General features: G+C 46.0%; 18 protein-coding genes. 11 read left to right on the top strand and 7 right to left on the bottom strand.

Going from position 1 to position 21,946, the window contains the following annotated elements; genetic code table 11:
- Positions 1-3: 3 nt before the first annotated feature.
- From CLV93_RS10595 to CLV93_RS10605, 3 genes are read left to right on the top strand one after another with little or no spacing between them, the layout of a single operon-like run.
- On the top strand, positions 4-789 hold the full coding sequence (locus tag CLV93_RS10595) for an HD domain-containing protein (RefSeq protein ID WP_106542166.1): 786 nt from the start codon (positions 4-6) through the stop codon (positions 787-789).
- A gap of 2 nt (positions 790-791) precedes the next feature.
- Positions 792-1,199: a secondary thiamine-phosphate synthase enzyme YjbQ gene (locus CLV93_RS10600; RefSeq protein WP_106542167.1), complete on the top strand. Its 408-nt coding sequence runs from the start codon at positions 792-794 to the stop codon at positions 1,197-1,199.
- Positions 1,200-1,202: 3 nt separating this feature from the next.
- Positions 1,203-1,415, top strand: coding sequence for a (2Fe-2S)-binding protein (locus CLV93_RS10605; RefSeq protein WP_106542168.1), 213 nt, complete (start codon positions 1,203-1,205; stop codon positions 1,413-1,415).
- A 226-nt stretch (positions 1,416-1,641) separates the two neighbouring features.
- Here CLV93_RS10605 and CLV93_RS10610 read toward each other — a convergent pair whose 3' ends face one another.
- From CLV93_RS10610 to CLV93_RS10635, 6 genes are all read right to left on the bottom strand, one after another.
- On the bottom strand, positions 1,642-3,291 hold the full coding sequence (locus tag CLV93_RS10610; protein WP_246187229.1) for a sodium ion-translocating decarboxylase subunit beta: 1,650 nt from the start codon (positions 3,289-3,291) through the stop codon (positions 1,642-1,644).
- Between the two features lie 20 nt (positions 3,292-3,311).
- Positions 3,312-3,737 (bottom strand): biotin/lipoyl-containing protein, encoded by a 426-nt coding sequence (locus CLV93_RS10615; RefSeq protein ID WP_106542169.1) that lies wholly within the window; start codon positions 3,735-3,737, stop codon positions 3,312-3,314.
- A gap of 39 nt (positions 3,738-3,776) precedes the next feature.
- Positions 3,777-4,136, bottom strand: coding sequence for an OadG family protein (locus CLV93_RS10620; protein ID WP_106542170.1), 360 nt, complete (start codon positions 4,134-4,136; stop codon positions 3,777-3,779).
- Between the two features lie 11 nt (positions 4,137-4,147).
- A complete protein-coding gene (locus tag CLV93_RS10625; RefSeq protein WP_106542171.1) occupies positions 4,148-5,707 on the bottom strand; it encodes an acyl-CoA carboxylase subunit beta in 1,560 nt (519 codons plus the stop codon).
- Positions 5,708-5,742: 35 nt separating this feature from the next.
- On the bottom strand, positions 5,743-6,144 hold the full coding sequence (gene mce, locus CLV93_RS10630; protein ID WP_106542172.1) for a methylmalonyl-CoA epimerase: 402 nt from the start codon (positions 6,142-6,144) through the stop codon (positions 5,743-5,745).
- A 333-nt stretch (positions 6,145-6,477) separates the two neighbouring features.
- Positions 6,478-7,785 carry an acetyl-CoA hydrolase/transferase family protein gene (locus CLV93_RS10635; RefSeq protein ID WP_106542220.1) on the bottom strand — a complete coding sequence of 436 codons (1,308 nt, stop codon included), beginning with the start codon at positions 7,783-7,785 and terminating at the stop codon, positions 6,478-6,480.
- Between the two features lie 287 nt (positions 7,786-8,072).
- Here CLV93_RS10635 and CLV93_RS10640 point away from each other — a divergent pair, with 287 nt between their 5' ends.
- The 6 genes from CLV93_RS10640 (at position 8,073) to CLV93_RS10665 (ending at position 18,815) form a co-directional block, all read left to right on the top strand.
- Positions 8,073-9,578: a dihydrolipoyl dehydrogenase family protein gene (locus tag CLV93_RS10640; protein WP_106542173.1), complete on the top strand. Its 1,506-nt coding sequence runs from the start codon at positions 8,073-8,075 to the stop codon at positions 9,576-9,578.
- Between the two features lie 175 nt (positions 9,579-9,753).
- Complete coding sequence (gene purL, locus CLV93_RS10645) at positions 9,754-13,440, top strand: phosphoribosylformylglycinamidine synthase (protein WP_106542174.1); 3,687 nt, start codon at positions 9,754-9,756, stop codon at positions 13,438-13,440.
- 121 nt (positions 13,441-13,561) lie between these two features.
- On the top strand, positions 13,562-15,655 hold the full coding sequence (locus CLV93_RS10650) for an ATP-binding protein (RefSeq protein WP_106542175.1): 2,094 nt from the start codon (positions 13,562-13,564) through the stop codon (positions 15,653-15,655).
- 133 nt (positions 15,656-15,788) lie between these two features.
- Positions 15,789-16,061 carry a hypothetical protein gene (locus CLV93_RS10655; protein ID WP_106542176.1) on the top strand — a complete coding sequence of 91 codons (273 nt, stop codon included), beginning with the start codon at positions 15,789-15,791 and terminating at the stop codon, positions 16,059-16,061.
- A 35-nt stretch (positions 16,062-16,096) separates the two neighbouring features.
- Positions 16,097-16,822: a class I SAM-dependent methyltransferase gene (locus CLV93_RS10660; protein WP_106542177.1), complete on the top strand. Its 726-nt coding sequence runs from the start codon at positions 16,097-16,099 to the stop codon at positions 16,820-16,822.
- 1 nt (position 16,823) lies between these two features.
- Positions 16,824-18,815, top strand: coding sequence for a DUF4954 family protein (locus CLV93_RS10665; protein WP_106542178.1), 1,992 nt, complete (start codon positions 16,824-16,826; stop codon positions 18,813-18,815).
- 28 nt (positions 18,816-18,843) lie between these two features.
- Here CLV93_RS10665 and CLV93_RS10670 read toward each other — a convergent pair whose 3' ends face one another.
- Positions 18,844-20,787, bottom strand: a complete 1,944-nt coding sequence (locus tag CLV93_RS10670) for an OmpA family protein (protein ID WP_106542179.1) — start codon at positions 20,785-20,787, stop codon at positions 18,844-18,846.
- A 388-nt stretch (positions 20,788-21,175) separates the two neighbouring features.
- On the opposite strand from CLV93_RS10670, the gene CLV93_RS10675 reads away from it, so the two are divergent.
- On the top strand, positions 21,176-21,388 hold the full coding sequence (locus CLV93_RS10675) for a hypothetical protein (protein WP_106542180.1): 213 nt from the start codon (positions 21,176-21,178) through the stop codon (positions 21,386-21,388).
- 222 nt (positions 21,389-21,610) lie between these two features.
- The gene (locus CLV93_RS10680; protein ID WP_106542181.1) at positions 21,611-21,943 is read left to right on the top strand and encodes an iron chaperone; all 333 of its coding nucleotides are present in this window, start codon (positions 21,611-21,613) and stop codon (positions 21,941-21,943) included.
- Positions 21,944-21,946 lie beyond the last annotated feature (3 nt).

The following is a 21,946-nucleotide window of genomic DNA, read 5'->3' on the forward strand; positions in this document are numbered from 1 at the left end:
ATTATGATTTCGCAAGAGACACTTGAACAATTCCGCGAGGAATACAACCAAATTCTTAGTTCTGTTGAAACCAAAGGTTTTGCTGAGCAGCAGGCTTTTGAGCAATGGAAGACGCACAATGAAAAAGTGGTGGAAAACAGCCTGTTGTTGGGGCAGGCACTGGATATGGAGGACGGCGAGATGCGCATGGCGGAAATCCTGGCGCTGTTTCACGATATTGCCCGTTTCCGCGAAGTTTCGTCTTCGCCCCATTTTTCGAAATTAACCAAAACGGATCATGCCGAAGCAGGCGCCGAATTGTTGTCGTTACTTCCCCCCTTCAAACAGCTGGAAGCGGCGAAACAAGAGATACTGCAAAAGGTGACGATCTTTCATAACAAACCGGAGCTTCCCAAAAAGGAAAACGAGTTTGTAGTGTATTACCTCAAATTACTGCGCGATGCCGATAAACTGGATACCCTCCGTTTGACGGCCGAGTTCCTCACCTACCGTGATGTGAAAGTCAGCCCGGCCGACACCTTGCATCTGTCGAAAAGTCCGGCCATTTCGGATAGCATCTGCAAAGCCATCATCAACGACATGATGCCGAAGAAAGAGGACATGGTTACGTATAACGACTACGTTCTGCTGCAGCTCTCGTGGGTTTTCGATTTAACCTACCGGAAAACCTACCTGCTCTTGAACCAGCGGGGGTACGTTAAGCGGTTGTACGACGCGCTGCCAAAAAACGATAACATCATCGACATATACCGGAAAGCACGCATACACATCGAGAACCAACTTTTCTGATAATGCAACAGATCGTCCACCTCAAAACAGACAAACACAACGGGCTGTACGATATTACCTCGCAAATCGCCAACATCGTGAAGCAAGCAAATATTGGGAGTGGGATGGTCAACGTATATGTACAAGGCGCTACCGCTGGTATTATGATTCAGGAAAACTGGGATAACTCGGTTCAGAACGATGTCATCACTTTACTTTGGAAGCTCGTTCCCCCTGGCGTTTGGGAACACGACGCCCAGGACAACAATGGCGATGCGCACCTGAAAGCAGGAATTGTCGGGCCATCCGAAACCATTCCGATTATTGAAGGTAAAATGGGATTGTCGACCTGGCAAAACATTTTTCTTTGTGAATTCGACGGTCCGCGCGACGACCGTTCGATTGTAGTTACCCTCATTGAAAGTCGTTAGCCTATGCCCCGTAAGCTATTCTGTTTGTGTAACGAAGTGGAAGAATCGGAAGTAAAGAAAGCGATCCGGAAGGGAGAGCTCTATTTTGTTCCGGCCGTTTCGGAAGCCACCGGAGCCGGCACAGGGTGTGGCCGGTGCCGTTCGCGCATTCAGGAGCTGATTGACGAGGAAAAGAAAAGGCTCCCTGCTATCCGGCAGTTGAAGTTAGAGTTTTAAAAGAAGGCTTCATTTTATCGTCATTGCGAAGAAGGAGGAACGACGACGCGACCGAAGGGAGTCCCGATCCTTCGGGAAAGCAATCTCATCAATCCAACACACCGAACCCGCTCCGAACTAATGACTCTAACTTACGTGAGATTACTTCGCTACGCTCGTAATGACGGTAATAAAAAAAAGGTAGTCTGAAAACAGACTACCCCTGATTATATCAGTTCTCTTTTTCTTACATCAAGAAACTAAGCAAGACACCGGCAGCCACCGCTGAACCGATCACACCAGCGACGTTCGGTGCCATGGCGTGCATCAGCAAGTGGTTCGACGGATCTTCCTTCAGTCCCATCTGTTGTACCACACGGGCCGAGTCAGGCACAGCCGAAACACCGGCCGCTCCAACCATCGGGTTAATCTTATTCCCTTTCTTGAAAAATAGGTTCATAATTTTTGCTCCAATTACTCCCCCTGCTGTTGCCACAACAAATGAGGCCGCTCCAAGAATGAAGATTTTAATGGAGGAAGGAGTCAGGAAAACGTCTGCCTGTGTAGAAGCACCCACGGTGATTCCCAGCAACATGGTAATGATGTCGATCAACGCATTAGATGCTGTTACAGCCAGTCGCTTGGTTACACCCGATTCTTTCAGCAGGTTACCGAAGAAGAGCATTCCCAGCAACGGAAGTGCCGTCGGCGCAATGTAGGCAGTCAACAACAGTCCCACAATCGGGAAAAGTACTTTCTCCAACTTGGTCACCGCACGCGGAGGTTTCATTCTGATGAGACGCTCTTTTTTGCTGGTCAGCAATTTGATCACCGGTGGTTGAATCACCGGAACCAAAGCCATATAGGAGTAGGCTGCAATCGCAATAGGACCAATCAGGTTTTTCACCACCTGCCCGTTCGCCATCACATTGATACCGTTGGCCAGTTTGGATGATATAAAGATAGCCGTCGGGCCGTCAGCACCACCGATGATACCGATAGCACCAGCTTCCGGCGGAGCAAATCCCAGCATCAGGGCTCCAATCAGAGTAAGGAAGATACCGACCTGAGCAGCAGCCCCCAACAGCATCAGCTTCGGATTGGAAATCAGCGACGAGAAGTCGGTCATGGCCCCAATTCCCAGGAAGATGAGCGGCGGATACCATCCCTGTACCACTCCCTGATAAAGGTAGTTGAGTACCGATCCCGGCTCGTAGATTCCCAGCTGCAGGTTGAAATCAGTTACCTGGAACATCGGAATATTCCCGATAAGGATACCGGTACCAATAGGAATCAACAGCATCGGCTCGAAGTCGTAACGGATCGCCAAAAAGATAAAGAGCAATCCCACGATGAGCATGACGAAGTGTCCCCAGGTAAAGTTGGCAAAACCGGTAAATTCCCAAAAATTAAACAATCCGGAAAGCGCACCGTCCACATTTTTATATACCTGACCGCTATCGCCGGGCTGTCCAACCAGTTCACCGTTCTGAAATGACAGAACGCGCTGAGGAAGTTGCAGTGTAAAATTCTGAGTTGAATACCCTGAGCGCTGATTCGGGTTGGTGTTTTTCCGAAGATGCATCAGTTTCTTGGCATTGAAGTCCATGATAAGATGCTCATCGGCTATTCTCCATTTTCCCGTATAACGTTCTTTGGCTGAGTCCATGTTAAACGAACCATCACCATTGAATTCAAGGGTTTTAAATCGTTCCACCTTGTCTACGCCGGACCGGGCCGTCACCGTATCGGGGTTGATGATCGGGTTGGCAATGTAGCCGCCCGACCGGTTCACCCACTTTCCTTCCGTCAAATCTGAAGGTTTCAGTTGATTCTGAGCGAAAAGACCGGAAACCGCGAGAAACAGGCTTATAATTGTTAATAGTAATTTATTCATTTCTGCAAGTCTTTTCCGGGTTATGCAATTTCGACCAAAACATCATCCTGAAGAACACTCTGACCAGCAGAAACTTTGATGGCAGCTACTGTACCATCGGCTTCCGCCATAATCGAGTTCTCCATTTTCATGGCCTCCATCACCATGAGGGTTTGTCCTTTCGTCACAGTATCCCCTTCCTTCACGGCTATACTGAGAATAGTTCCGGGCAGCGGAGCTTTAATTGCTTTGGCTTTCGAACTTCTTTTCTGAATCTCGCCTTCGCCCGGCGCTTTTTGAACAGGTTTCCTAACCAGCTTAGGAGTTTTGGCGATTTTCTTCGCCTCCTGATGAATTTCCACTTTATATTGGGTACCGTTTACCTCCAAATCGGCGATATTATCTTCGATATCATTGATCTGAACGTCGTACTGGTTTCCGCTTATGGTAAATTTGAACTTTTTCATTTTGCGTCAGTTATGATTTGATTTTGACTAGTCCACGGATTATCGAGCCCAGCGGTCGTATACTCCGTAAATTTTCGAACTCCAAGGAGAATAACGTCTTCTTACCCGCTTAATCGTCACCACGTTACTTTCTTCGTCGTGCGCTTCATTCAGATACAAATGAATAGCCAATGCAATGGCCGCGTTAACGTTACCCTCCAGTTGAACTTCTTCTTCCTCTCCATCTCCACAATCCTCCTTCTTTCTTCGGCAAGGGCGCCGGAGTTTCATGAGTTTCGGAGCATAAAGGAATACCAGTACCAGGACTGACAAAGCAGTGATAACAATTCCAAAACCAACCAATGCAATGGTCAATCCCAGTCCCTGAACATCCGTTAGTAATATGCTTGCTATGTTCATTCGTTCAGTTTTTACAATGGTATATTCGAATGTTTTTTCGGCGGATTGGTCAACTTTTTCGTTCCCAGTGCCTGTAATCCGCGAATAATGCGGAAACGGGTATTACGGGGCTCGATCACATCATCGATGTAACCATAAGCAGCTGCCTGGTAAGGATTCGCGAAGTTGGCTTTGTATTCATCCTCGTGCTTCTGAACAAATGCAGCCCGTTCCTCTGGATCGGTAATTTCAGCCAGCTTACGACCATGCAACACCTCAACAGCACCCGACGCACCCATCACAGCGATTTCGGCAGAAGGCCATGCGTAATTCAGGTCACCACGCAATTGCTTACACGACATCACATCGTGTGCACCACCATAGGATTTACGAAGCGTAACAGTGATTTTCGGCACGGTGGCTTCACCGTAAGCGAACATCAATTTGGCACCGTGCGTAATGATACCGGCATATTCCTGTCCGGAACCGGGAAGGAATCCGGGAACATCCACTAACGTGATAATCGGAATGTTAAAAGCATCGAGGAAGCGAACAAAGCGAGCTGCTTTACGCGAAGCATCCACGTCGAGTACACCGGCCAGATAGTTGGGCTGGTTAGCCACGATACCAACCGGCTGCCCGTCGAATTTGGCAAAACCTGTCACGATGTTTTTAGCATAGTTCCTGTGAACTTCGAGAAATTCGCCTGAATCCACAACACCGTGAATGACGTCCTTCACATCATAAGGCTGGTTCGGATTATCGGGAATAATCTCGTTCAAGCCATCTTCCAACCGGTCAATTGGGTCATAACATTCGGTGATTGGCGGTTCTTCCAGGTTGTTCTGCGGCAGGTACTCCAGCAATTTGCGAAGTAGCAAAATACCTTCCTCTTCGTTCTCTACCAGGAAGTGAGCCACACCCGATTTCTGCGCGTGCACTTTTCCACCCCCCAGGTCATCAACTGAGATATCTTCACCGGTAACGGTTTTCACCACTTTCGGACCCGTCACAAACATGTACGAGTTGTCCTCGGTCATCATGATAAAGTCGGTAAGCGCCGGAGAATAAACAGCACCACCGGCACAAGGACCGAAGATGGCTGAAATCTGCGGGATAACTCCCGAAGCCAGAATGTTCCGTTCGAAAATCTCAGCATAACCAGCGAGTGAAGTCACTCCCTCCTGGATACGTGCACCTCCCGAATCGTTAATTCCGATAACCGGAGCGCCCGCTTTCATAGCCATATCCATCACTTTGCAGATTTTCTGTGCAAAGGTTTCGGACAGTGAACCACCAAAAACGGTAAAGTCCTGTGAGAAAACAAAAATGGTCCGACCGTCGATGGTACCCCGACCGGTTACCACACCGTCTCCCAAAAATTTCTTTTTCTCCATACCGAAGTTGGTACAACGGTGTGTTACGAACATGTCAAACTCCTCGAAGCTACCGTCATCCAGCAGCATCTCGATGCGTTCGCGTGCTGTAAATTTGCCTTTTTTGTGCTGGGCTTCCATGCGTTTTTCACCGCCTCCCAGTTTAGCTTCAGCACGAAGGTCAATTAGTTTGTTGATTTTATCCTGATTGCTCATTGTGTTTATACTATAGATAGTGAGTTAAAAAATGATTAGTCACTGCAAAGTTCGGTCAGCACGCCGAAAGTGGATTTCGGGTGTAAGAAACCAATGTTCAAACCTTCGGCTCCTTTGCGTCCTTGTTTGTCAATCAAACGGATGCCGTTTTCTTCTGCCTCATTCAGCGCCTGGTCTACATTATCAACGGCAAAGGCAACATGATGAATGCCCGGTCCTTTTTTCTCGATAAATTTACCAATCGGTCCTTCCGGATCGGTTGATTCCAACAGTTCAATTTTGGTTTGTCCTACTTTGAAGAAGGCCGTTTTCACTTTCTGATCGGCTACTTCTTCCACCGCATAACATTTTGTACCCAGCAGTTTTTCATAGTAAGGAATAGTTTCTTCCAAACTCTGGACTGCAATTCCGATGTGTTCAATATGTGATACGCTCATTGTGATTAATGTTTTAGGTTACATCCTAATGGTTAAGGAATAATGATAAATTTTTGACAGAGGTCCTATGATACCTGTCCTTTAAGCTTATATGTAAATAAAAGGAAATATAATTTACTGAATAATGAGATCATTCAGAAACAGAAACGGATTTTCATGATAATTATACATGTGCGAAAACTCTCACCAAATGGCAAGAGTACTGATACCACACTGTCAAACAACACGTTTATGATCGAAAAGCCGATATTTCGCTCCTAATTGACCGAAATATAAAAGATCAGGAAGAAGGCAGAACGTTAGCCCCACCTTACTTCCTTTATGAGTTCCTATTTATTTCGAGGAAATAAATTTATAGTGCGATCCGAAGCGATCAAATGCTGCTTTATCAAGCTCTTCCTGATGATCGGGATGAGCAACCGAAATCAGCAAACGTGCGCGTTCCTGCAGTGTTTTCCCGTAAAGGTTCACAGCACCAAACTCGGTTACTACCCAGTGCATGTTGGCGCGGGTACTTACTACGCCCGAGCCCGGCAATAACGTCGGCGAGATTTTCGACATTCCTTTGGCTGTTACCGATGGCATGGCAATGATAGGTTTACCACCCCGGGAATATCCGGCTCCGCGAATGAAGTCAATCTGACCACCTACACCGGAATAATGTCTGATACCGATAGAATCGGCGCAAACCTGGCCGGTGAGATCAATAGCCAAAGCTGAGTTAATTGCGGTAACGTTGTCCAGTTTTCTAATGACATTTACACTGTTGGTATGGGCCACATCCATCATGGCAACCATCGGGTTGTCATCGATGAAGTCATACAACTTTTGCGACCCCATCAGGAAGGAGGCAACCATTTTGCCCCGGTCGATGGACTTGCGTTTTCCGTTTACCACACCTTTTTCAACCAACGGAAGGATTCCGTCAGCAAACATTTCGGTGTGTACACCCAAATCCTTGTGGTTTTCGAGTTGAGCAAGAACAGCATTCGGAATACCGCCGATACCCATCTGGAGACAGGCGCCATCTTCGACGAGTGCGGCCACATTTTTCCCAATCTGGATGTCTGTGTCGGTCAATGGCGCACAATCGTGAGCAAACAGAGGACTGTCATCCTCGACGAAATAGTCAATCTCGTTGATGCTAATCATGGCATCTCCCCAGGCTCTTGGCACGTTCGGGTTAACAGCAGCAATAACAACATCAGCACACTCAATGGCGGCCAGTGTAGCATCTACTGAAGTCCCCAACGATACAAAACCATGTTTATCGGGAGGAGAAACCAACACCATGGCTACGTTCACTTTCAGGTAGCCTTCGCGGATTAATTTCTGTGTCTCACTTAGGAATACGGGGATATAATCGGCATACCCGGCCTGGGTTTGCTTGCGAAGATTAGAGCCGACAAAAAACTGTTCAGCAACGAAAATACCTTCAAATTCGGGATTGGCATATTCAACTTCCCCTTCAATGTGAATATGCTGAATTTTCACATCGTACAACTCCCCTGCACGACCCCGGTCAACCATAGCGCGAATGAGTTTGTGCGGGGTTACGGCCACACTACTCAAATGTACTCGATCACCAGATTTAATTACTTTTACAGCGTCACCTGCGGTTACATACTTGATCGATTTCATGTGCTTATCATTTGCATTTAAATTTTCCACACGGAACTCGCTACCGATAATCACGATCCTCTGTGAGATATTCTTCTAGGCTTGTTTCATGTAGAAAAATTTTCTGTTTTCAAAGTCAGTGCAAATGTAAAACATATTACAGTCTGTAGGAAAGATTTATGTGCTCAACACGCTTATTTATTAAAAATCAAAATAAATGAGTAAAATGTTTGAAACGCTTTTTATTTTCGGGGCATGAAACCATTACCCAAGTAGTCTGTTTTACGATAAGATACCAATAACAAACTATGGAAAAATACGATTTAGCGGTCATTGGAAGCGGGCCGGGAGGCTTCTCCGCTGCTGTCCGTGCCCTGGATTTTGGAAAGGATGTTTGTTTGATCGAAGCCGGACATGTTGGAGGGGCAGGCGTCATGAATGGAGCACTGACTTCGAAAACCATGTGGGAGTTGTCGCACGATTATGCAGTTGCCGCGGCAGTAGACCGGGGATACCGGGCTTCAGGGCTTCAGGTTGATTTCACGAAAGTCAAGAAATCGGTGATGAAAGCCGCCAAAACCAAGCAATATCAGATTCTTTCGCAAATCGAAACCTACTCCCAAAAGCCCGGACAGAAAGGAAGTTTAACCATTAAATACGGTTTCGCCAGTTTCAAAGACCGGAATACACTGGAAATTGACCGCGGGAAGAAAGAAGATAAGGAGACCATTGAAGCAGATTATATTATTATTGCCACTGGTTCGAGCCCGCGGGAACTTCCCGATTTGAAGGTTGACCAAAAACGCATCATCAACTCGGACGGTATTCTCAACCTCAAAAAATTCCCCGAGCGAATGATGATCATCGGTTCCGGAATTATCGGCTGTGAGTTCGCCACTATCTTTTCCAATTTTGGACACACTGAGGTTCACCTTCTCGACCGCGCACACCGTGTAATTCCCTTTGCCGACAATGACGTCAGTGATTTCGTATCCGGAAACCTCCAGAAGAACGGGGTCGTCATTCACCACACCGCCAACTTGCGTACCGTTAATAAAAAGAAAGACTACCTGGAAGTCGTGCTCGACTATGAGGACGGGCACAGCACAGTAATCGAAGTAGATGTCGTTCTGGTTTCGATTGGCCGCGATCCCAACACCAAAGGCCTGGGACTGGAAAACGTTAATATACAAACAACGCCGCACGGCTACCTGAAAGTAAATGAAGAGTGTGCTACCGGCGATTTCGACAACTGCAACATCTTTGCTGCGGGAGACGTCACAGGGCACAAAGCACTCTACTGTGTAGCTGAAGAACAGGGACGTTTTATTGTCGAGGCCATCTTCGGCGAACTGGAGTATCCCACCGATTACTCGCACATGCCTACGCTCATGTTCTTCAAACCGGAAGTCGCTTCGGTTGGCGTCAACGAAAAGATTCTACAGGAGAAGAAGATTCCTTACAAAGCAGCATTCTATTCCAACGAAATGGTGAACCGGACCATCGCCATGCGGAACACCAACGGCTTTGTGAAAGTATTGGTCAGCGACGATGGGCGTGACCGGATTTTAGGAATGCAGGCTGCCGGTCCACAGGCATCCGCTTTCATCGTCTCCGTTTCGTACCTGATGAATTCCGAAAGCGGGATGAATGAAGTACTTCGAAGTATTCATCCTCACCCGAGTGTGACGGAAGGAATACAGGAATGTTTCCGGGTATTCAACAAACGCTCCATCTTCAAACCCGAAGCTTTTCCTGATAAGATAAAAAGCTGGGCCTGGAAGCCGCTCGAATTACAAAGCGAAAAATCATAAAATACAAGCCGCAGATTGAGCAATTCTCTCTGCGGTTTTTTGTTGCCAAAAGGAATTGTGAACTTCATGGAACGACATCGGTCAGCAACATGTATCAACCGAATCCATAAAGCGAATTTCCTTATATTTGTGGCATCCGAATTATCTGATTTCGTAAACGAAAACAACCCACACAATGATCCTGTTCTTTAGAGGCAAATCCAACTTGATTGCCGTTGATGCACACGAGGAAATTAACCAGCAAAACCTCGAAAAACTAATCTGGCTCTTTGACCAGGCGCAACCTATCGACGCCGACCATCTGGAAGGCAATTTTGTTGGCCCGCGCAAAGAGATGATTACTCCCTGGAGCACCAACGCAGTCGAAATCACACAAAATATGGGAATTAGCGGCATTGCCCGCATCGAGGAGTTTTTCCCGGTCGACACCGATTCCCCGCAATTCGACCCGATGTTGCAGGCTTTTTACAAAGGACTCGATCAGCATGTGTTCACCATCGATCGGAAACCCGAGCCCATTATTTACATCGATAACATTGCCGATTACAACCAAAAAGAAGGGCTGGCCTTAAGCACTGAAGAAATTGATTACCTGGAAGGTGTAGCAAAACGAATCGGCCGCAAACTAACCGACAGCGAAGTATTCGGATTTTCGCAGGTCAACTCGGAGCACTGCCGCCACAAAATTTTTAACGGAAATTTCATAATCGACGGCAAAGAACAACCTTCCACCCTCTTCCACCTCATCAAAAAGACCACCCAAACCAATCCCAACACCATCGTTTCCGCGTACAAAGACAATTGCTCCTTCAGCAAAGGTCCTAAAGTTGAACAGTTTGCACCGGCCACACAGGATAAACCCGATTATTTCGTTGTTGAAGATATTGACACCGTGCTTTCGCTGAAAGCGGAAACACATAACTTCCCAACTACTGTTGAGCCATTCAACGGTGCGGCTACCGGAACTGGTGGAGAAATTCGCGACCGGATTGCGGGCGGAAAAGGCAGCTATCCCATAGCTGGAACAGCAGTTTATATGACCAGCTATTCGCGCACAGAAGACGGCCGTGAATGGGAAGAAGCGATGGAAGAACGTCCCTGGTTATACCAAACACCAGAGCAGATTCTGATTAAAGCATCCAACGGGGCGTCTGATTTCGGAAACAAATTCGGACAACCTCTCATTAACGGTTCTCTACTCACTTTCGAGCATACCGAGAACTTCAAAAAATATGGTTACGACAAAGTCATCATGCTGGCCGGCGGCATCGGTTACGGCCGCAGTGAAGACAGTCTCAAAGATACACCTTCGACCGGCGACAAAGTGGTGTTGCTTGGCGGTGATAACTACCGCATCGGAATGGGCGGTGGCGCTGTTTCATCGGTCGATACCGGTGAGTTCGAAAGCCACATTGAGCTGAACGCTGTACAGCGCGCCAACCCCGAAATGCAGAAGCGTGCCTACAACACCATCCGCGCTTTAGCGGAATCGGGCAAAAACCCGATTGTTTCCATCCACGATCACGGTGCGGGTGGTCACCTGAACTGCCTCTCTGAGCTGGTAGAAGAAACCGGTGGAAAAATCCATCTGGACAAACTTCCGGTTGGTGACCCAACACTTTCCGCCAAGGAAATCGTAGGAAACGAATCGCAAGAACGAATGGGGCTGGTTGTCCGGGAAGAAAACCTCGAACTCATCCGTCGCATTGCCGATCGTGAGCGGTCGCCGATGTACGACGTTGGTGAAACCACAGGCGATCACCGATTCACCTTTGAAGATTTCAAAACCGGCGAAAAACCCATCGACCTCGATTTGGCCGATATGTTCGGAAAACCACCGGTTACGGTATTGGAGGACACGACCGTTGAAGAAAAATTTGCGCCGATTGCTTACGAGAACGAAAAAATTACCAGTTACCTGGAACAAGTGCTGCAATTGGAATCAGTTGGTAGCAAGGATTGGCTGACCAACAAAGTGGACCGTTCGGTAACTGGAAAAATAGCCAAACAGCAATGCGCCGGCGAGCTACAGCTTCCGCTGAATAACCTCGGTGTAATTGCTATCGATTACCAGGGGAAATATGGTATTGCCACTTCCATCGGTCACGCACCGGTAGCCGGATTGGTTGACGCGCCGAAAGGCTCCATCCTCTCCATCGCCGAGTCGCTGACCAACATCGTTTGGGCACCATTAACGCACCGTATTAAGGGCGTTTCGCTTTCCGCCAACTGGATGTGGCCGGCCCGTAACCCGGGCGAGAATGCCCGCCTGTACAACGCAGTGGAAGCCGCTTCCGATTTTGCCTGCGAACTGGGCATCAACATTCCTACCGGGAAAGATTCTCTTTCGATGACACAGAAATACAAGGATGATGTCGTCCTTGCTCCCGGAACAGTTATCATTTCCGCATCCGGCGAAGTTTCCGATATCCGCAAAGTAGTGGAACCAGTGCTCGTCAACGACGCATCAAAACCACTATATTATCTCGATTTATCGGGAGTACCGAAGACACTTGGCGGAAGTTCGTTTGCCCAGATTGTGAACAAGCTGGGAGATGAAGCTCCTACCGTAAAAGAGCCTGCTGCTTTCGTGAAAGCGTTTAATGCCGTTCAGGACGCCATCGATAATGGTTTAGTAGCTGCTGGCCACGACATATCTGCCGGCGGAATGATTACCGCTCTGCTGGAAATGTGTTTCGCGCAGAACAAGGGAGGTATTGAAACTGACCTGAGTGCGCTGAATGAAGCTGATTCCGTAAAACTGCTTTTCAGTGAAAACCCGGGATTATTGCTTCAGGCCAATGATGCAGAAAAGCTTGAGGCACTGATGAACGAAAAAGGTGTCGACTTGATTAAGATTGGACAGCCTTCTGTGAAACGCGAAATCGCTGTTACCAACCAAGGAACAGAATTAAACTTCGATATAGATTCGCTCCGTGAACTGTGGTACAAACCTTCATACCTGCTCGACCGGAAACAGAGCGGAAGCAAGCTGGCGTTGGAACGTTATCAGAACTACAAGAAACAGGCTCTTGAGTTCGACTTCCAGTCATTCGACGGAGAATTTGCCAGTCTGGGCATCGATCCCAAACGTCGCCAACCGTGCGGCGTGAAAGCGGCTATCATCCGCGAGAAAGGTGTAAACGGCGATCGCGAAATGGCCTGGAGTCTTTACCTCGCCGGTTTCGATGTAAAAGACGTTCACATGACCGACCTCATTAGTGGAAGAGAGACGCTGGAAGAGATCAACATGATAGTTTTCGTTGGCGGCTTCTCCAACTCCGATGTACTGGGTTCGGCCAAAGGTTGGGCCGGAGCTTTCCGTTACAACGAAAAAGCACGTACAGCACTGGAGAACTTTTACCGTCGCGAAGACACACTGAGTTTGGGTGTTTGTAACGGTTGCCAGTTGATGATTGAGTTGGATTTGATTTATCCGGAGCATGCAGAGAAAGGTAAAATGCTGCACAACGAATCACATAAATTCGAATCCGGCTTCATCAATGTGGATATTCAGGAAAACGATTCAGTAATGTTGAAAAATATGGCTGGAAAGCGGTTGGGAATTTGGGTAGCTCACGGAGAAGGCAAATTCAGCCTGCCGCTGGAGGAAAATGACTATCACATCCCAATGAAATACACCCACGAAGGGTATCCGGGTAACCCGAACGGTTCGGTATTCAACACCGCTGCTGTTTGTTCGAAAAATGGTCGCCACCTGGCCATGATGCCGCACCTGGAACGGGCTATTTATCCATGGCAATGGGGAACTTATCCCTCAGCTCACAAAGACGACAAAGTGACTCCGTGGATTGAGGCATTCGTCAACGCGAGGAAATGGATTGAAAATCAGCAGCAATAAAATAACAGGAGCCGGCTCTATAGTCTGGCTCCTTTTCTTTTTCCCACCATCTGATATTCCCTCAAAGTTTACTAACTTTATGATGAGTATTGACGATGTATCTCTAATCAAGCAGAGCTAAATGAGCCTCAAATCTGTTTTTGTAACTGTTATTTTCCTTTTTGTCGGCCTGACAGCTCAATGCCAGCCGTTGTCTGTTCCCGACACGCTAAAACAAAAGTTACAAGGTCTGTCTGAGTCAGAACAGGCCCAAACACTGATTAATAACTCTACTTCATTTCTACCCGCCAAATCCGAATTGGCACGTTTTCTCTGTAATGAAGCTCTAACAAAGCTGGAACAGACAGAAAAGGATCATCCCAAGCTTATCGCCAAAGCAAATTACGTTATCGGAGAATCGTATTACTACGAAAGTGATTTTAAAACGGCCCGCCCTTATTATGAAAAAGCATGCAGTATGTTTCAGACGATAGGCGATACTTCACTTTGCGCCGAGACCAAAAACTGCATTGGCCTCACTTATTATTATACAGGAGAGTTCAACAAGGCAATTCAGGAATTTATCAATGCCTACAATCTTTATTCTGAGCTCAAACAAAAAAGCGACATGGCTGATATGCTTACCAATATCGCCATGATCCAAAAAGAAACCGGTGACAATGCAAAGGCAATGAAAAATTATGTCGACGCATTGGCGGTGGAAGAAGAACTGGGAGACAGCTCCAGCATCGCGATTATTTCAAACGGTATTGGCTTGTTAAATATGGACCGAGATAGTCTCGACCTCGCATCACAATACCTTAACCGGGCAAAAGACATTTTTCACCGACTGGGACAGGTTTCGCGGGAAGCTTCGGTGTTGCATAATCTGGGCATGATTTTTCAGAAGAAAAACGAATATCAACGTTCGCTTCCCTATCTCCGCAAGGCAAAAGAGCTGTTTAAAGAAGAGGGAGACATTATGGGCGAAGCTTATGTTCTGCACGGAATGGGAACAGCTATGTCCAAACTAAAGCTGTATAATCAGGCTGAAAAAGACTACCTCGAAGCATTAAGTCTTGCCAAAGAACACGATCTCCCGTTGCTCATCAGGGACACCTATAAGAACCTGTACGAGTTCCATAACGATAGAAACGAGTATAAAAAAGCGCTGAAGTATCATGTCATGTACACCCAGCTGAAAGACAGCCTCTTCAACAAGGAGAAAGCAGACCAGTTGGCCAAAATACAAACACAGTACGAAACGGAAAAAAATGCCCGTGAAGTTCAGAATCTAAAACTCGAAAATGAGCTGAAAGAAAGCAGGCTGAAAAGAAATATCCTGGAAAACAAAATTGCCTATGGTCTGGCCGGCATCTTTCTTATCATTCTAATCATTTTATTGAATCGTTTTCTGGAAAACCGACAGGCTAACCGGCTACTTGAGTCGAAGAACAAAGAGATTGAAATTCAAAAAGCAGAACTGGAGGATCTCAACCACGCCTACCGGGAAATGAACAAGGAGTTGCGTACCCTGAATTCAGAAAAAGATACGTTCTTCTCCATCATTGCTCACGATTTAAAGAATCCTTTTCACGCACTACTGGGTTTATCGTTCTTATTAAAAGAAGATTATCCCAAACTGACGGACCATGAGCGGGTCAATTTTGCGGGCGAAATCAACCAGACCAGTATTAAGATATTCCAGATGCTCGAAAACCTGTTGGCATGGGCCCGCACACAGACCAACCAAATTGAATACAATCCGGAATACATCAATCTGAGTGAATTTGCAGAGGAGTTGTACGAGAATACCATCACCCAAGCTCACCAAAAGGACATATTTCTTTCGTTTGACATTCGGCGACAACATCAGGTTTATGCCGATGCCTTGATGCTGGAAACGGTAATAAAAAACCTTATTACCAACGGAATCAAATTCACTCCCAGAGGAGGTGCTGTCCGGGTAAAATCGGAGCTGGAACCCGAAAGCAACTTTATTAAAATCTCGGTATTTGATACCGGTGTAGGACTCACACCGGAAGAACAGGGCAAATTATTCCGCATCGACAGGCACCTGAAAAAGACAGGCACCGACAGCGAAGAAGGCTCAGGACTTGGATTACTTGTTTGTCAGGAATTTGTCAAAAAAAACGGAGGGAAAATCGGCGTCACCAGTGAACCAGGCAAAGGCAGTCATTTTTGGATTACAATGCCCATTTCAGATAGAACATAATATTTTAAAATAGTCTTTCCCATTTTTCATTCGATGAACAGATCCGTACGTTCGTCAGAAAGTTTTCAACGTTTATTAACAAAACTTTTTTCTCGCTGCCCCTTTTTGTAAATTAAGTTCAAATAGATCGAAAATGGAGCATTTCCGTAAAATAAATTATGCCCATATTAAGGAATACATCCTCCAGTCCTCCCGGAGTGGAAAGACTCTTCATCTCTCCGATTTTGATGCAAAATTCTGGTTACACCACGAAAAGGTGAACCTCGACCAGATTAAAGCGATTTATCGCTTGTTGGGTAATATTCAAAATGTTATCATCCCATCGGGAGACTATAAAGGACTATATTTCTTTTCGGAACGGGAAAATGTCTTCTATAAATACGAGAGCACCGCAGTAACTGTATAGGTAATTTTCTTACTTTGCGGGGTCAATCGTATACCATGGGAGTTTTAACCAGAGAACATGATCCGATGGGAGCTGCCATATGGGATTATTACACAGCTGCCAAAGACCATCAAATTACAGTAAAGACAGACATTGCGGAAGACGAGGAGTTATCCCCCGCCTATCTTTTCAGAGATTTCGACCAGATGCCGGAGATTGAGCAATCGGCACTGGATAAAACCATCGGCCACGTACTTGACGTAGGTGCCGGTGCCGGTTCACATGCACTTTGGCTTCAGGAAAAAGGATTAAAAGTAACCGCCCTGGATATTTCTCCTTTTGCCTGCCAAACGATGAAAGAAAGAGGCGTTCAGGATGTTCGTTTACTCGATGTCATGCAGATGAAGGACGAACAATTCGACACCATTTTACTGTTAATGAATGGACTGGGAATTTCTGGCACACCACAAGGACTTGATCTTTTACTAAATCATCTGGGCACATTACTCAAACCTGGCGGACAAATTTTGGCTGATTCAGCTGATTTACTCCATCTGTTTACCGACGAAAACGGTGAAGCCTGGATAGATTTAAATTCAGACAAATACTATGGACAGGTTGAGTACCGTTTAAGTTACCGGGATGTAGAAGGCATTCCTTTCAATTGGCTTTTTGTTGACCAGGAAACACTCACATTGACAGCGCAAAAAAATAAATTACAGGTAGTCGATATGATAGAAGGTTCCCATCATGATTACCTTTCAGTATTAAAAAAAATTTGAAATGGCTCACACCAACAGAAAACTGACATCCGATGAAATTGAAAAACTGGAACAACGACATTGCACGGCGGAAGACTGGAATCAGATTACTGTTCCACATGATTTCGATATCCGAAACCTCCGAAACGTGCACTTTTATGGGACCAACGTACTGGGCCGCTTCGACAAAAAAATTAAGTTTTTCAACGGAATAGAAAAACCGACCGGGATATACGATGCCTCATTGCACAACTGCACCATCGGCGATAATGTGCTCATTCGCGGCGTACAACATCTTATCGCCAATTACGACATTGAAGAAGATGTAGTGATTAAAAATACCGACCAGGTTGTCGTAACCGAATCTTCTACTTTTGGTAACGGTACGATGGTGGCTGTTCTCGATGAATCCGGCGGACGCTCAATCCCGATTTACGACCATCTTTCGGCACACCTCGCATACATGATGACACTCTATCGTCACCGACGCGATTTACAGGAAAAACTATTTGCCTGGGTGGAACAATATGCCGAGAGTCGCCGGGCGGAAAGAGGATTCATTGGAAAAGGCACGCGAATACTGAATTGTCACTCCATTATCAATGTATATTTTGGCCCTTACACACTGGCGGAAGGCGTTCACCGGCTGGAGAATGCGACCCTAAACAGCAAAATGGAATCACCCGTTGTTTTGGGAGCCGGAGTTATTGGCCGCAATTTTATCGTCAGTTCCGGTTCTGAAATCTCCGACGGAGCCATTGTAGAAAATTGCTTCATCGGGCAGGGCTGCCAGTTAAGCAAACAATACTCGGCTGAGAACTCGCTGTTCTTTGCCAACTGCCAGGGTTTTCACGGGGAAGCATGCTCCATATTTGCCGGCCCATACACCGTCACCCACCATAAATCGACTTTGTTGATTGCCGGAATGTTCTCATTTCTGAATGCAGGTTCCGGTTCGAACCAAAGTAACCACATGTACAAACTTGGGCCGATTCACCACGGTATTGTACAACGCGGTTCGAAAACAGCCAGTGACTCTTACTTATTGTGGCCCGCTAAAATCGGTCCCTTCACTTTAGTTATGGGACGTCACTACAAGAATTCTGATACGTCGGATTTACCTTTCTCCTATATGATCGAGAACAAAGACGAGAGTTACCTGATGCCTGGAATCAACCTCCGGAGCGTTGGTACCATTCGTGACGCCATCAAATGGCCACGAAGAGACCGACGAACCGACCCCGATATGCTCGACTTTATTAACTTCAACCTGCTTAGCCCGTTTACCATTCAGAAGATGTTGCGAGGCCAGCAGGTTCTCGAAGACTTACAAAATATTTCAGGAAAAACATCCCAGACCTACTCCTACAGTTCAACCATTATCAAGAACTCCTCGCTTCAGAAAGGTTGGCAATTGTATAATATGGGAATCACCAAGTTTTTAGGTAACTCGGTGATCACCCGATTAAAGGACTCGGGAATAAAAACTGAAGAAGAGATGCGTCAGCGTCTCACTCCTGGTACCGAAATCGGTGAGGGAGAATGGATTGACCTGGGCGGATTGATTGCTCCCAAAAAAGAGGTTTCATCACTGATGAACAAGATTGAGGCAGGAGAAATCACGGAGTTAACAGAAGCACGTGAATGGTTTGCGCGTCTCCACAGCAACTATTACGAATATGAATGGACGTGGGCTTCTCACCTACTGGAAAAAAGGCTTGGAAAATCGATTTCCGAGATGACCATCAGCGACATCAAGGGAATGGTAGAACGCTGGAAAGAAAGTGTTGTTTCACTCGACCGCATGCTTTACGACGATGCCAGGAAGGAATTCACACTAAAATCACAAACCGGTTTCGGTTCGGACGGAAATGAAGAAACACGTTCACAAGACTTTGAGGTGGTAAGAGGAACCTTTGAAAACAATCAATTTGTTCGGGAAATTCTGGATCATATCGAACGAAAATCCCGACTGGCCGACATCATGCTCGAACAGTTAAATCAACTACAATAAATGAAAGCCGGAGATTCCGGCTTTTTTATTATCGATTATCTTCGTTTTTCTTCAGAAGTCGAAATTCCGTTCTACGGTTACGAGCACGTCCGTCGGCAGTGGTGTTGCTGGCAACCGGCTGAGTGGCACCATAGCCTTTCGCCACCAATCGCTGAGCGGAAATACCTTTTTCCTCCAAAAAGCTGACAACAGACTTCGCCCTTTGTTTTGAAAGCTCGAGGTTATGAGCTTTTGTTCCGGTATTGTCGGTGTGCCCCGAAATTTCCACTATCCATTCCGGATTTTTCTTCATAAATGCCACGACCTGATTCAATTGTGGGAAAGACTCCGGCTTTAGCGTTGCCGAATCGGTATCGAAAAACACATTCCGAAGGGTCGTTACACTCCCAGCCTTTATAGGCTGCAAAGCAATTGCTAGCTGATATGGCTTCGATTTCTCATACGAATCCCGTAAATCAAAATGCTCGGAATAAAACAGGTAGCCAGGAGTTTCTATATTTAATCCGTAATTCTCTCCTGCCGGAAGGCACAAGAGGAATTTCCCGTTCAACGCATCGGGCCGGGTTTCTTCGAAAACACTATCATTCTTCAGATTAATAATTTGCACCATAGGTGAAAGTGGCTGCGATGTTTCAGCATCGAACACTTTTCCTGCTGCGTAACTAACCGCATCAGGCCGCAATGCTTCGGGCAGAACGAAATGAAAAATATCTTTTCCGCCATACCCTTCCCGATTGGAGGCGAAATAGGCATTCTCACCTGTTACATCGACAATCAGGCCTTCATCGTCCTCATTCGTATTAATCGGGTAACCCAGATTTTCCGGTACCGAGAATCCATCGCCTCCATTTCTTGAAACGAATAGATCATTTCCCCCCAGGCCAGGCCAGTAATCCGAAGCAAAGTAGAGCGTTTTACCATCGGCATGAATAAAAGGCGACGACTCATTGCCAGGCGTGTTAACCGCTTCCACGTTGGTCACCTTTCCGTAAACCGGCAGTCCCGAAGGGGTGATACTAGTACGTTCAGCTCGCCAGATATCCATTTTCCCCTTCCCTCCTTTGCGATTGCTGGCAAAATAAAGATAGCGACCGTCAGCTGTGACCGATGGCTGAGACTCCCAGCCTTTTGTGTTCACCGGTGCCATCAGGTTGAGCGGCTTCATCCATTTCCCGTTACGCTTCATGGTAAAATAAATATCGCAACTACCATAACCGTCCTTTCGGTTGCAAGCGGTGAAAAATAATAAATTCCCGCTAGCTGAAATGCACTGTGCTCCCTCATTATCCGGCGTGTTCACGGGCGGCCCCAAGGCCCTGGCAACTGACCAACCGGTACTATCAAGATGTGATGAATAGAAATCCTCCTGTGGAAAACGCAACGGCCTCCCGGTAGAATCAACCGTTATCAAGCGCGTAAAAACAAGCTGATTTGCCTCCGCATTCAAACTGGGCCAATATTCATTTTCCTTCGTATTGATATTCGGACCGAGATTTTCCGGGTGAAACGGAACCGAGTGCTTTATTGCGTAGCTGGCAAATTCGGCTGCTTTCAGCAAATGCTTCGCATCATTTTCCTTCTTCGGCGAAAGCCTGAAATACCGTTTTAGATTGACAACAGCCGAGTCGTACACGCCCTTTTTATATTGGAGTGAAGCCAAAAAGTAAAAGCCCTGAGGATAACTGAGCGAGTCCGTCTTCAAACCCGCTTTTAGATGTATCTCCTCCTGCTCCGATTTCTTCTTCCAATGGTAGATATCAGCCAGGGCGAAATGCGCCAAGGCGAAATGCTCATCCAGCCGCAGAACATGCTGAAGCTTGTTAATAGCTTCGTTGCTTTTTCCTTGCTGAAACAGTTGTTTTGCTTCGTTAAACTCCCGCTGAAGCCGGGGATCTACGTTTTTCTGCGATTGTCCCACCCCCTGAACAGAAAAGCACAAAGCAAAAAATAGCATAAAAAATAGGCGTCGCATATAATGTATAAAGATTCTTTTCGTTATGATAGAGAGCGTTACATTGAAATAAACGATCAATTTTTCGTTTTATGGTTGCAAACTAATTAAAAAGATTTGTATAATTACCGATAAATAAACTTAGTCGCACACAAGAATACAAAACTCTAACAACCAACAAATTAAAAATTAAGAGAAGAAATAAGCATCCACAGCCAAAAACCGCCAAACGATGAAAAGGCGATATTCCGCCAATAGCGGAATACAACCACACGATGTCCAACCGGATTGAGTTGAAGAAAAACATACTTTTCCTTGATTTACATGTAGTTTAAAATTGAAATTAATATCAAAATTTGATAGATTTATTCCAATATCGTAAACCGAAACGGATATTAATCATCACGTTATGAAAAAAAAGAATTTTAAAAAGAACCGGGATGTAATGGATGGCAGAGATGATTCACTCCGCCCAAAAAAGATTCGCAGAAAAGAGAAAAACGCATTTCTTTTGAGCGAAGAAGAACTGAATGAGGATCTGGAAGATTGGGAAGAAATTAAAAGTTATAATCGGTATGATGATGACGAAGAAGATTTCTACGACGAGGAGGACGATGATTAGTCAAACGATTCGATCATCCCAAACGATTCAAACCAACTAAAATATACAGAGGAGAGGCCACTCTCCTCTTTTTTATGCTCTTTCCCCGCGATATGGATGCCCAACAGCATCCGAACTATGTCCCACTCATATATGTTTCATAAATTAAAACAGTCACATATCATGATATTTTGTTAATTTGGTACATCGGCCGCACATAAGTCAAACACTAATACGAACGTCATGAAAACAGAAGCCATTAACGTTGATGAGTATCTGACGATGATTCCCGAAGAACGGGCACAGGTTATTGCCAAAATTCGTTTAATGATTCAAAAGTATTTCCCTGACATCGAAGAGACAATGGAATACGGAATGCCCACTTACAAGCCGTTTTGCGCCATGGCCTCACAAAAAAAGTACCTGACGTTTTATTTGTTTGACGGACGAAAAATTGAGAAATACCGTGACCGTTTTGCCAATGCCAGCATCGGACGTAGTTGTATTCGCTACACGCATCCGGAAGAATTTCCGCTAAATGTGCTGGAAGAAATTTTTGAAGAAATGAAATCGTGAAGA

The organism is Prolixibacter denitrificans (genome assembly GCF_003014495.1).
Lineage (GTDB): Bacteria > Bacteroidota > Bacteroidia > Bacteroidales > Prolixibacteraceae > Prolixibacter > Prolixibacter denitrificans.